This window comes from Frankia sp. AgPm24 (genome assembly GCF_023243055.1).
In the GTDB taxonomy this organism is placed as follows: domain Bacteria; phylum Actinomycetota; class Actinomycetes; order Frankiales; family Frankiaceae; genus Frankia; species Frankia umida.
Window position 1 is genome coordinate 78,821 of record NZ_JALKFW010000003.1, and the last position, 11,536, is coordinate 90,356.

Annotated in this window: 11 protein-coding genes and 1 riboswitch; of the genes, 4 read left to right on the plus strand and 7 right to left on the minus strand. The window is 71.5% G+C overall.

What is annotated here, in order from left to right; translation table 11 throughout:
- The first annotated feature begins 49 nt into the window (after positions 1-49).
- Both MXD61_RS01940 and MXD61_RS01945 read left to right on the plus strand, forming a co-directional pair.
- Positions 50-850, plus strand: a complete 801-nt coding sequence (locus MXD61_RS01940) for a hypothetical protein (RefSeq protein WP_248811146.1) — start codon at positions 50-52, stop codon at positions 848-850.
- 124 nt (positions 851-974) lie between these two features.
- Positions 975-1,247: a hypothetical protein gene (locus MXD61_RS01945; protein ID WP_248811147.1), complete on the plus strand. Its 273-nt coding sequence runs from the start codon at positions 975-977 to the stop codon at positions 1,245-1,247.
- A gap of 13 nt (positions 1,248-1,260) precedes the next feature.
- Here MXD61_RS01945 and MXD61_RS01950 read toward each other — a convergent pair whose 3' ends face one another.
- The 3 genes from MXD61_RS01950 to MXD61_RS01960 form a co-directional block, all read right to left on the minus strand.
- Positions 1,261-2,187 (minus strand): CbtA family protein, encoded by a 927-nt coding sequence (locus MXD61_RS01950; RefSeq protein ID WP_248811148.1) that lies wholly within the window; start codon positions 2,185-2,187, stop codon positions 1,261-1,263.
- 17 nt (positions 2,188-2,204) lie between these two features.
- Complete coding sequence (locus tag MXD61_RS01955; protein WP_248811149.1) at positions 2,205-2,417, minus strand: CbtB-domain containing protein; 213 nt, start codon at positions 2,415-2,417, stop codon at positions 2,205-2,207.
- A gap of 56 nt (positions 2,418-2,473) precedes the next feature.
- Positions 2,474-2,553: riboswitch (cobalamin riboswitch) on the minus strand.
- Positions 2,554-2,741: 188 nt separating this feature from the next.
- On the minus strand, positions 2,742-4,235 hold the full coding sequence (locus MXD61_RS01960) for an FAD-dependent oxidoreductase (RefSeq protein WP_248811150.1): 1,494 nt from the start codon (positions 4,233-4,235) through the stop codon (positions 2,742-2,744).
- A gap of 213 nt (positions 4,236-4,448) precedes the next feature.
- Here MXD61_RS01960 and MXD61_RS01965 point away from each other — a divergent pair, with 213 nt between their 5' ends.
- Positions 4,449-5,408 carry an Lrp/AsnC family transcriptional regulator gene (locus tag MXD61_RS01965; protein ID WP_248811151.1) on the plus strand — a complete coding sequence of 320 codons (960 nt, stop codon included), beginning with the start codon at positions 4,449-4,451 and terminating at the stop codon, positions 5,406-5,408.
- 47 nt (positions 5,409-5,455) lie between these two features.
- Here MXD61_RS01965 and MXD61_RS01970 read toward each other — a convergent pair whose 3' ends face one another.
- Genes MXD61_RS01970 through MXD61_RS01980 form a run of 3 tightly spaced genes read right to left on the minus strand, consistent with a single transcriptional unit; the run spans position 5,456 to position 7,391 of the window.
- Positions 5,456-6,094, minus strand: a complete 639-nt coding sequence (locus MXD61_RS01970; RefSeq protein ID WP_374628284.1) for an MOSC domain-containing protein — start codon at positions 6,092-6,094, stop codon at positions 5,456-5,458.
- Entirely contained in the window at positions 6,079-7,014 is a 936-nt protein-coding gene (locus MXD61_RS01975; RefSeq protein WP_248811153.1) for a tetratricopeptide repeat protein, read from the minus strand. The genes MXD61_RS01970 and MXD61_RS01975 overlap by 16 nt, the downstream gene beginning before the upstream one ends.
- An 8-nt stretch (positions 7,015-7,022) precedes the next feature.
- Positions 7,023-7,391 carry a hypothetical protein gene (locus tag MXD61_RS01980; RefSeq protein ID WP_248811154.1) on the minus strand — a complete coding sequence of 123 codons (369 nt, stop codon included), beginning with the start codon at positions 7,389-7,391 and terminating at the stop codon, positions 7,023-7,025.
- A 194-nt stretch (positions 7,392-7,585) separates the two neighbouring features.
- Here MXD61_RS01980 and MXD61_RS01985 point away from each other — a divergent pair, with 194 nt between their 5' ends.
- A complete protein-coding gene (locus MXD61_RS01985) occupies positions 7,586-9,370 on the plus strand; it encodes a DUF4407 domain-containing protein (RefSeq protein WP_248811155.1) in 1,785 nt (594 codons plus the stop codon).
- A 25-nt stretch (positions 9,371-9,395) separates the two neighbouring features.
- Here MXD61_RS01985 and MXD61_RS01990 read toward each other — a convergent pair whose 3' ends face one another.
- Positions 9,396-11,534 (minus strand): hypothetical protein, encoded by a 2,139-nt coding sequence (locus MXD61_RS01990; protein WP_248811156.1) that lies wholly within the window; start codon positions 11,532-11,534, stop codon positions 9,396-9,398.
- Positions 11,535-11,536 lie beyond the last annotated feature (2 nt).

The window sequence follows — 11,536 nt, forward strand, 5'->3', positions numbered from 1 at the left end:
CGGCGCACCCCCCGACGACTACCGACCCGACGACCCCGACTGGAGAACCATGCCGTCCATCCCCGCCCCGATCGCGGACTTCACCGAGCGGAAGTTCGGCATCGCGGGCACGATCAGAACGATCACCCGGCTCTCACCCGGCCTGCTCCGGCTACAGGTGACCTGCCCGCAGCCGAAACGCAAGCCGTGGCAGCCGGGACACGAGATCGAGCTCCGGGTCGGCGAGCGCGCGTTCCGTCACTACAGCGTCATGGACTACAGTCCCGCCGGTGCCACTGATGCTGATGGTGGTGGTGCTGGCGGCGGCGTGATGACCGTCCTCGTCCATCTGCATGGCACTGCTCCCGGCACCACGTGGCTGCTCGGGCGGGCCGCCGGGGACGAGGTCGCTGTGCTCGGCCCCGGGCACGCCCTCGACCGGGGGCCGGGCGAGCGGCGGCTGCTGCTGGGTGACACCTGCACGATCGGCACCTTCGCGGCGATGCTGGCCGCGGACGGCGTCGGGCCGGGCGGCGACAACGGTGCGCCGGCCACCACCACCGCCGCGGTCGCCGGGGGTGTCCGTTACCTCGGGGCGGTGGAGGTGGCCGAGGCGGACGCGGCGGCGGCGGCCGAGCTGCTGCCCGGGATCGACGTGGTCGTCGAACAGGCGGCGCCGGGGGAGGCCCTGGCCGGCTGGGTGGGCAATGCGGCGGCCGAGGCGGGCGGTGACCTCGCCGACCGCGCCCATCTGATCGGCCATGCCGGCACCATCCAGTCCCTGCGTACGATGCTGCGCGCCACCACGACACTGGACCGCCGCGCCATCGTCACCAAGCCGTACTGGGCCACCGGCAAGGTCGGCCTGTGAGCCCCCGGCGGGGACGGGAGCCCCGGCCGAAGCCGTCCGCGGCGTTCCGGGAGCTGTCGGCGCCGGTGCGCGGTGCCCTGCGGGTGGCGGCGCTGCTGCGGGCACGGCGTCCCTGGCCTGGCAGGTGCCGCTGGCCGCCGGCTACCTGCTCGCCGAGGAGGCACTCGACCCGGACAGCGCGGCACCCGAGCGCGGCACCCTGTGGACGATCACCCTCGTGGCGGTCGTCGGAGCGCTCGTGCACTTCGCCCTGGCCTCGGCGGCGGTCGCGATCTGTCACCGCGCGTACACCCGGCGGTGGTGGTCGTTGCACAGCGGTTCCCGGCGCAGTCGCAACGACCACGCCGAGAACCGTCCTACCGCATGCGGGTGGAACCTGACCTGCTGTGGAACCTGACCTGCTGTGGAACCTAGCCTGCGGCGGACGGTGCTGCGGTGGACGACGGGGCCCCGGCCGAGGCGCGGTCGGTGACAGCCGCCCCGGTGGTGGCACGCGGGGTGCGCACCCGGGCGGGCTCGCCGGCGAGGCGTTCGGCGAGTGCACCGAAGCCGAAGCCGATCGTCAGCCACAGAAGCAGCTGGCTGATCACCGAGTAGAACCGGAACCGGAACAGCAGGTCGGCGTCGAAACCGGGATACACGATCGCACCCCTGGCATCGCGCAGCGGTTGCGGTGTCTCCGTGGCGAGGGTGCCGTACTCGGCCTTGTTCGACGCGAGATGCCCCAGCGGTGGCAGCAGTCCCATCGCCACGCCGACGAGCACGAAGAACACGACCGCGCCAAGCAGGCTCGCGTTCCAGGTGCCGACCCGTCCGGCCAGCCACCGCCCGGCGATGACGGCCAGCACCAGCGAGACCACCGACACCGCGACCATGGTCACGTACAGGATGCTGCGGTCGCCGATCGTCTCCTCGTGGCCGACGGCCGGCGGGTTCGCCGGGTACTTGGCGAACGGCACCAGGTACAGGCTCACGAAGCCCGCCCCGGCGAGCAGCCCCGCCAGCACCCGCGGCCGAACGCCCGGGTAGCGCCGCGAGACCAGCAGATAGGCGACGATGAACAGCCCGCCCATCGCGAGCCCGAACGCGGCCATGCCCACCCCGATGCCGATGTTGCTCTGCACCGAGCGGCTGAAGACCTCGGCCTCCTCATGCCCGCCGCCCGCGTGCCCGAGCCCGGCGGCGTGGCTGAGTGCCTCCTGGGCGGCGTCCCGGCCGCCCTCGTAGTCGATCGCGTCCTGGATGAAAGGCTCGGCGAAGATGCGGGCGAACACGAACGCCAGCAGCCCGCCGACCAGCCCCACACCCAGGCCGCGGTAGATGTAGCGAAGTTCCATCGCGGCAGCCCTCCCGCTCAGTGGCAGGGGAAGCCGATGAAGTGGCGCGCGTCGTGCACGAACTCGTGGATGTGGGTGTCCGACCCGAACAGCGAGGTCGCGCCCTGGTCGACGCCGATGAAGTACAGCAGCGCCAGCGACAGCAGCGCGGTGAGCCCCAGCGCCACCCGGCGGGCGGTCAGCGGGAGTGTGACGGAATGCTGCCGTGGTTCGGCGACAGGCGTGGTCATGAAGGATCCTCCTGGGGGATCGTGCGTCCCGGATGTTCGGACTCACCTGCGCTTGGGTCTGGCTTGCGACCCCTCCGCGGACGTGCGGACAGGCCGGTCACAGTGGCGCGACCGCGCCGGATTTCCACCGGCTTCCTCACACAGGCGATCGAAGTATGTGGTTAGCCCAGATCATTGTCAATGCAGCCAGTGGATACGGACTGTTTACGCCCTTTTGGTCCGTACCGCCGTCGCTCGTTCGTTCCGCCGCGGGGTCGCGGGACCGCGGCCGCGCGGCACACCCTGTGGGGCAGGCCGCGGCTGTGGTCGCGAGCCGGGTGCGGCTCAGGCCACCGACTCGACGTAACCGTCGGGCCGGACGACCAGGCCGGGTAGACCGTCGACCCACACGGTCACCGGCTCGACCGCGTCGGCTGAGCCCGCCTGCGCCGACAGCGCGTCCAGGGCGGCGGGGGGTGCGAACGTCCCCACCAGGGGATGGCTGCCGGGTGCGGCGGTGATCCTCGTCGACAGGCCGGCGACCATGGACGCGAGATGGAGTTTGGCGTCGGGAAGCTCGATCAGCTCGGCGACGATCTCCCGCAGGGCGCTGCTGTGCGCGTCGGTGCGCAGCAGCGCGCTCTGGGCAAGGGTGTTGCGCAGGACCAGCCGGGCCGCCGCCTGCCGTTCCCGTTCGTAGTCGGCCAGCAGCTGATCGCCAGGCAGCCACCCGTCAGGCGCCACCTGGCCGGATTCTCCCTGGTCAAAGGTCTGCTGCCCGGACGTCGGGCGGTGGGATCCCGCTTGGTGGGATGCCGTCTGCTCGGCACCGGTGGCGATGCGGGCGAGTCGCCAGCCGAGGCTGGCGGCATCCTGCAGCCCGAGGTTGAGGCCCTGGCCGCCCATCGGGGAGTGCAGGTGGGCCGCATCGCCAGCGAGCAGGAGCCGGCCGCGGCGGTACTGGCGCGCGACCCGGGCATGATCGGTGACGCGCACAGCACCCCGGAACGCGGTCACCGTGACGTCGGTGCCACTGATCCGGCGCAGCGCGGCCACGAACTCCTCGCGGCTCACCGGCCCGCGCGCGTCCAGTGTGGGCCCGTCGAACTCGACCAGGACGATGTCGCCGGGCGGGGGGTTCACGAACATCAGCCCCCCGGGCGTCCGGTGCACACCAGGGGGCACCGCGCCGGTTGGTTCCAACGACACGTCGGCGATGAGCACGACCATCGCCGGCGCCGTGCTGTCGAAGGAGAACTTCCGGCGCACGACGCCATGCCCGCCGTCGCACCCGACCACCCAACGTGCCTGATGCTCGGTGCCGTCGGTGAGCTCGAGCGAGACGTGGTTTCCCCGGTCGGTGACGCCGACGACCTCGCTGTCGTGGTGCAGCCGGGCGCCCCGTTCGCGTGCCCGCTGCGCGAGGACCTCGACGAGCCGGTCCTGCCACACCGCGAGCTGGTGCGGGACGGTGGACAGCTCGCCGTCCCGGTCAACCAGCGCCAGCATGGCGAAATGGCCCTTGAACCGGCTTGTGCCCCAGCTGTCGACGAGCTCGGCGAGATCGGCGGGAGCCGCGCTGCCTGGCGATCCGACGAAGCCCGCGATTCCAGCCCCGCCCGTGGCCGCCGCCTGGGCCCGCACCGGGTCGAGCAGCCCCCGCATCCGCAGCAGCTGCAGCGTGCGGGCCTGCAGACCACGGTCGCCCCCGTCCGGGGCCGCCGACGCGCCGGCCTGCCGGCGCTCGAACACGGCCACTGACACGTCGGCGCGCCGCAGCTCCGCGGCCAGGAACATGCCGACCGGGCCACCGCCCACCACCGCAACATCCCACCTCATGCGCTTCCCTCTTCCTCGTCCAGGTCCCGGGGCAGATGCGGCTGCGCGCACCATGTGCCGGTCCGTCGTCCGTCGTCCGTCGTCCGTTTCCGGCCCCGGATCCGCGCGCGGCCCGGACCGGTTCGGGCGGTGGGGTAAGCGTGTTTGAATGATCGGAAACGCGGAACGAGCCGGCGGCAAAACCGACGTGTTCGGCCAGGAACAGGGGTGCGGGTGACGGATTCGCTCACCGTGGACGAGCTGGACCGTCAGCTCCTCCAGGCGCTGCAGATCGACGGACGGGCCCCGTTCAGCGCCATAGCGGAGGTGACCGGGGTGTCCGCGCACACCGTCGCCCGCCGGTACCACCGGATGCGTGCCTCCGCCGGTCTGCGGGTGGTGGGCCGCGGCGCAGCCACCCGATCACGTTGGATGCTGCGGATCCGGTGCGCGCCCGACGCGGCGGGGACGGTCGCCGCCGGCATCGCCCGACGCGCGGACACCTCCTTCGTCGCCCTGACTTCGGGAACCTCCGAGCTGCTCCTCGTCCTCGATGCCGTGGACGAGGAGAGTGCGGCAGTGCTGCTGGACCGGCTGGCGCGCACCCCGACGATCGTCTCCGTCACGGCCCAGCAGCTGCTGCGTACCGTCCATGGCGGCCCGGACGGCTGGTTCGCGAAGTGCGGGGCACTGACAACCGAGCAGGTCACCGCCCTGCGGCTGGCGTCATCTGCCAGGACGGTGCCAGCCAGGACGGTGCCAGCGAGGGATGATGTCGACCGCCTCCTGCTGCGGGAACTGGGCCGGGACGGCCGGGCGGGCTATCCCGTCCTCGGCGCATCCGTACAGCTGTCCGAAGCCAGCGTCCGGCGCAGGCTCGCTCGTCTGCAGGCGAGCGGCGCGGTGTATTTTGATCTTCAGTTTGACGCTGGCCGGCTCGGCTACCACATGGTCGCGCTGCTCTGGCTGACCGTTGTCCCGCCCGCGCTGGAGGCGACCGGCGCGGAGCTCGCGCGGCACCCGGAGGTCGCCTTCGTCGCGGCCACCACCGGTGGCGCGAACCTGGTTGCCGCGGTGATCTGCTGTGATGCCGACGCTCTCTACAGCTATCTCACCCGGCGCGTCGCAGCCCTCCACGCGGTCACCCAGGTCGAGACCGCCACCGTGCTGCGCCAGATCAAGCAGCTCCGGTAGACCGACCGCAGGCCGCCGCAGGTCGATCCCGCCAGCTTCGATCGGCGTCAGACCGAGCGTGCCAGGCGCTGGCGGACCTTGCGGCTGATGTCCGTGGCCAGGACGTCGGCGATGTCGCCGAGGTCGGGCAGGAGCTCGGGTTCGGTGGTCAGGGCGCGAAAGACCAGGCCGACGGTGATGTCGTGGCCGGGGCGGTGCACGACGGTGATCGGGTCACCGGCGGTGATCTCCCCCGGCGTCCGCACGCGCAGGTAGGCGCCCGGGGTGGCGCGCCGGGTGAAGCGGGCGATGAGGTCGGGGACGTCCCAGAAGCCGGCGAACACCCGGCAGGGCACCCGCGGCGCGCTGACCTCGAACACCGCTGACCCGATCGCCCAGAGCTCGCCGATGCGGGCGCCGGTGACATCCAGGTCCACCGTGGTCAGGTTCTCGCCGAAGTTGCCTGGCAGGATCGGCCGGCCCAGCGTCTCGATCCACCAGGCGTAGTCCTCGTGGGCGAAGGCGTAACCGGCCCGGTCGACACCGCCGTGGAAGCGCCGGTCGCAGATCGTGTCGCCGCCGAGACCTTCGGGTCCGGCCCGCACCGGGCCGCTGACCGGCCGCTTGTCGATACCGCTGCGGCCCATCTTTCCCGTCCACGCCCCGTCGCGAACGACGGCCAGATTGACCGTCAACAGACATCCCATGCGGTCAGCCCATCCGTCCAGCACCTGGTGTGGAGGCACGGTTCTCTCCACCCGCGGCGAACGTACCATCGTCGGTCGTGACCGAGGGTGCAGGTGTGGCCTGGCTCGGCGGTGAGTTCGTCGGCGGTGGCCCTCGTGTCAGGATGGTTCTCGCCGAGCAGCCAGCGGCGGCCCAGGGCATCCTCGAACAGGTCCCGCGCCTGCTCGTGCCTTCCTCGCTGGTCCAGGAGTTCGGCGAGCTCGTAGGCGGTGGACAGCACATCGCGATGCTCCTCGCCGAAGACGCGTTCGCGCTGGATGAGCAGGTCGTGCTGCGCGCCGAGCGCATCCCACGTGAAGGCCAGTGCCCTCGCGACCCGCGTGACCATCAAGGAAAGGACGAGCGGCGACTTCGAGCATTGCGGGCTCTGCTTTTTCCTGTTCGCAGGGTATCCGCGGTTCTTCGGCCTCTCGGATGAGCTGCACGTTTTCGAACCCGCTGCTCTGTGCGTATACCTGGAGTGAGTGGTGCTGCTTGACAAGACGGTCGTGGTCGTTGCGGATCCGGTAGTCTCCCTGGATCGTTCATCAGTCTCTGCGGCATGAACCCGACGCGTTTTCTCAAGGTCCTCCGTCTGGATTTCGACGTTTTTCTGTATGGCGGTCCGGGTCTGCACGGTCATGGCCATATGCCGCTGGTGTCTGGCTCTGAGGTCGCGTCGCGGATAATCGGCGCCGGTGGCGGATGTGAAGCTTCCGGCCCACGCGAGCGGGCCGCCGAGGTTGTGGATCCCGGCGTTCGCCGACAGGTCGACCCAGGCAGCGGGCTCCGGGGAGTTGGTGTGGGCCCTGACCACGTTTGCGACGGTGATGAGGCGGGGTGCGCTGGGAGCGTGGGTGGGGCCGGTGACGGCGAGAAGGGTCGAGCCGACGTCCAGCAAGGCGATGATCAGGCGGGTGAGCTCCTCCTCGATCCCGTGAGAGCGGGCCGTGACGTGTCGCCGGTGTAGCAGTGGGTGCGCCTGGTCAAGTAGATGTTCGCGGTCGGGGGCCGCAGGTCGGGTGGGATTCTGTCGCACCACCAGGACGGCCGTTCGAAGGCCAGCCCGAGCGCCATCCCGGCGAGCACGTGATCACCGATCAGGATGTGCGCGGGAGCGCGGATACAGCCGGAGCTGGCATCGGGAAAGCGGTGCAGGACCATGCCGCGACCATCCGGTGCCGTGGTGAGGCAGAAGTTCGGGAACGCCTGCGCGTCCTGGTTACGGCGAGGCGTCAGTGAGCGGGGAGAATCGAGAGCTGGCGAACAGGCGGTCATGTCAGGTCGCCACGTGAAATCTCCAGCGACCGGGGCCTGGCCCGGGCTTGGCCGGGGCTGCTCGCCTGGGCGCGGGCCTTCGTGCCGGGCCAACCATCAGGCGTGCGTTGCGGTGGGCCCTGGAAACGTGCGGGTTGGGGTAGAGCGGGGTGGAGTATCCTGCTGAGGCGGTGCCGTTACGGGGGATGCGGTGCGTGGGGGAGTCAGCTATGCGGGGGTTCGGGACGGGATACCGCGGGATGCCGGGTGCGGTCGGTGGGTTCGTCCGCTCGCCGGTCCACGGTATGGGGCAGTTCATGCTGTGGTTGTCCACGGCGAACCTGAAAGTTCTTGAGCGGTTTCCGTCCGACCGGCCAAAATACGTCGGTCTTGGCAGCGCGGTGTTCATCACCTCCGCCATGGCGGCCATCTCCAGTGGTTTCGCCCTGCGGATGGGGCTGGATCTGCCGATCGTGGCGTGCGTCGTCCTCGGGTTGCTGTGGGGCTGCGCCATCATGGGGTTCGACCGGTGGCTGCTGGCGACGGCGGGGCGGTCGAACATCTGGATGCTGCTGCCCCGAGCGGCGCTGGCGTTCCTCATCGGGCTGGTGGTGTCGACACCGTTCGTCCTGCGCATCTTCCAGCCGGAGATCCTGCAGCAGGTCGCGCTGATCCAGGCCGAGGCCGCGACCGGCCAGCAGGAGAACTGGAGCGATCCGAACAATCCCATCGTGCGTCGCATCGGCCAGCTGAGCGAGGACATCACCCGGCAGACCGTCCTGGTCAACACCGATGGTGGTGCCAGCGTCGAGAACGACGAGACGGTGCGTTCCCTGGTCGCGAAGCTGAACCCGGCCATCGACCCGGTGAGGACCTACAACCGGTACCAGGAACAGGTCAACTGCGAGGAGTCCGGCAGCACCGACTGCGGTGACGGGGTCGGCTCGGGGCGCCCCGGCAACGGTTTCCGCACCGAACGGGCGAAGCAGCGCGCTGACGACTACTACCGCAACTACGTGCAACCCCTGGAAACCCAGCTGGCCACGGCTCGGCAGAACGCGGCGAAGGCGCTGCCCGCCCGGCAGACGAAGGCCGTGCAGGACGCGAAGGACCAGATCGCCCAGGACCAGAAGGAACTCGCTCCGCTGGTCGAGCAGCGTGACCGGCTGCGCAACGCGTTCGAGACGACGAACCGGGAGAACACCGGCCTGCTGATCCGCATGCAGGCCCTCGGTGATCTCACCGAACACAACTCGACGATGCGCACCACGCACTACACCCTGCTGGCGTTCATCACCGCCATCGACTGCCTGCCGATCCTGTTCAAACTGTTCATGCTGCTGGGCCACCGAAACCGCTACGAGGAGGGCCTGGAGGCCGAGGAACGCGAGCATCTGGCGATCTCCCGCCAGCACAGCCGCCGCCTGCGCGCCGAGCAGACAATCTACCAGACGGATACGTTGCGCGAGGTCCAGGCCGCCCGGGACGAACGCGACGAGGCGATCGAGGAGCTGGCCCGCCGTACCGTGCGCGACCAGGTCGAGATCGCCGAGCGCGCGCTCGAGCGGTGGAAGCACGAGGAGATGGACCGGGTCGAGCACGACCCGAACTACCGCGACAGCACGCCGTCGCCCGTCCCGAGCGTGCTGCCCGCCTACCAGCGGCAGGTGGGCGCCGACGACGTGCTCGGCCCACCCCAGCCGCGGCAGTGGCCCCCGGTCGGTCACGCCCGCAACGACCGACGCCTCGGACGTCGCCAGTCCGACCGCGACCCGGCCCGGGCACAGCCATCCGACGATGACGAGCCCACCGTGGTCCACCATGGCGCCGCGGGTGGACCGTCCCACCCGCCGGCAGGGCCGGGCGGTACGGCCAGGCGGGCCGATCAGAACCGGGCCGATCAGAACCGGGCCCATCAGAACCGGGCCGATCCGGCGGATGACCTGGAGGAGACGGTCGTCGTCACGCCGCAGGGGGAGGACGCCGGTGACCTGTGGTGATGCGCGGGGCCGTCAGGAGGCGCCGTCAGGAGGCGGAGCGGGTGTTCGGGCCGCTCACATAGGACCTGATCAGATCGGACCATGTCTGGTGAACTCCGCGTGGGTGCCGGCTCTGACCGGTGCGGGGGCTCAGATACCGGCCCATGGTGTCGCGCAGGCCGTTCGGGAGGCGATGCACCCGCACGACCATCATCTCCAGCAGGTCCAGGATCTCGTCCTGCACGCCGGGCATGGTCGGCCAGCCGGTGTCGTCCAGGGAGGCGGCCAGGCCATCCATCACCCGGCCGGCGGCCTCGATGGCCTCCGGTCGGGATTCGTGGTGCTCGACCATCAGGTCGAAGTCCTCGAACAGGGCCGCCCGGTAGGTGAAGCGGTAGCGGCTCGTCATCCGGGTGGCCAGCGGATGCAGCGGTCTGGCGCCCAGGAGCAGGCAGGCGAAGTCGAGGTGGGCCTCCTCGTCGCCGGTGCCGGCGGTGGCCCGGCCGATCTCCTCGGCCCAGGCGGCCCGTTCCACCGGCGACAGGGTGCCGAGCACGGCCACCCGGGTGAGCCATTCCCGCAACGGTTGCCGCACCTGCTGGCCGTGCCCGGTCAGCCGGGCCAGGCGGACCGCTGCCAGCGGGTAGCGGCTGTCCCCCCACAGCGCGCGGCCGACACGGGTAAGCGCGGGGAAGTCCACCTTCACCGGCCTCCGCGGGCCCGCGACCATGTCGGCGAACGGACGGACGGCCTCGACGAGCCGTGGCGCCTCGGCGAGCCAGCCCAGCCAACCCGCCGTGTGCGCGGCCGCGGCGGGTACCCCGGCGGCCTGCGGCGCGCGTCCGGCGGCCTCGTCACGCAGGTCGTCCTCGATGGCCCGCCGGACGAGTTCGAGGGCGATCGCCGGGCCCACCGGATGCGCGGCCACCTGACCGAGCACCGTCTGGTCGACCTCCACGGTGGACGTCCCGGCGAGCAGCCGGCGGCGGACCCGCTGGAGCCGCACCATCGCGGTGGTCGCCGAGACCAGCTCCCGGGCGGCCCCGGGCCGCGCCACCGGCGCGATGGTCAACGCGGGCATGTCGGCGGCCGGTGGACCGCCCAGGTCGGCTGTGCCCGCTGAAACGGGCGGCTCGACCAGGGGAGGCGAGGCGGTGGGAACGCCGGTGGGGGCGGCGATGGGCAGACAGGTGGCGAAGAAGCCCGGGCCGGGCAGGTCGGCGAGGGTGAGCAGGGCGTGGTCGGGGTCGTCGACGGGATGGCCGGGCCGGTACGGCGCGGCGGCAAGATGCCCGACGATCCGCGCGGCGCTCAGCCCGTGGCGCCCGTGCAGGTCGAGCAGCAGCGCGTAGTACTCCGCGGCGCCCCGCGGCAGCGGTGGTAGCCGGCCCGCCCGGTGCGGGCCGGGGAGCATGATCTCGGCGTCGCCGGGGCGGGCCCGGTCGGTGTAGGCGAGCCGGATGCGGTGTGTGCTGCCCGCGTCCGCCCAGGTACTGGCGACCAGCCGCGCGCGCTGCCCGTACGGCAGCAGCGCGGCCACCGCGTCCAGAAACCGCAGCCGCTCGGTGATCCGCGTCGCCGGATCGGACGCGGGCGCCCCGACCAGCGCCACCGGTTGGCGGAGCAGCAGCGCGGCGATTCCCGCCGCGAGACGGAAGGTCTCGTCGTCGGCGTCGAGCGGTGCCGCGATCATGGTCGGGTCGAAGCCGGGGAACAGGTCGAGTGGGAGCGGGCCGCCCGCGCCGGAGCCCGCCGCCTGCCCGCCGAGCACCGCGCTCACCGCCGGGTCCGTCCGCAGCGTGCGGTAGAGGCTCTGGTAGCTCATGGGGACGGCGGCCAGCGACGTGAACGGTGCGCACAGGTAGGCGGTCACGGACACCGGCCGGCCGGCGGCGTCGCGTAGCCGCGTCCAGTCGCAGACCGCGAGGCCCTGCACGGTCGCGCTGCCGGCCGTCGGCGCCGAGCCCGGACGCAACGGAGCGTAACTGATCGTCGCCCACGGCAGAGCACCCGGTTCCGCCGCCCGTGACGGCGCCGGCGGTGTGCCGGGGACGAACCGACGCAGGATGGCGTCGTAGTCGGAGCGGCTGAAATAGGCGTCGCTCGCCCGCAGCACGCGGTAGTCGTCGGCGGACCCCGCGGTCTTGCCGTAGAGGGCCCAGCCGGCCTCGACTAGCGTCCCCACCG

What these genes read in the sequence shown, in the direction of transcription:
- MXD61_RS01940 (WP_248811146.1), top strand. Translation starts at nt 50, where the DNA reads ATGCCGTCCATCCCCGCCCCGATCGCGGACTTCACCGAGCGGAAGTTC.
- MXD61_RS01950 (WP_248811148.1), bottom strand. Translation starts at nt 2,187, where the DNA reads ATGGAACTTCGCTACATCTACCGCGGCCTGGGTGTGGGGCTGGTCGGC.
- MXD61_RS01955 (WP_248811149.1), bottom strand. Translation starts at nt 2,417, where the DNA reads ATGACCACGCCTGTCGCCGAACCACGGCAGCATTCCGTCACACTCCCG.
- MXD61_RS01960 (WP_248811150.1), bottom strand. Translation starts at nt 4,235, where the DNA reads ATGAGGTGGGATGTTGCGGTGGTGGGCGGTGGCCCGGTCGGCATGTTC.
- MXD61_RS01970 (WP_374628284.1), bottom strand. Translation starts at nt 6,094, where the DNA reads ATGGGATGTCTGTTGACGGTCAATCTGGCCGTCGTTCGCGACGGGGCG.
- MXD61_RS01980 (WP_248811154.1), bottom strand. Translation starts at nt 7,391, where the DNA reads ATGACCGCCTGTTCGCCAGCTCTCGATTCTCCCCGCTCACTGACGCCT.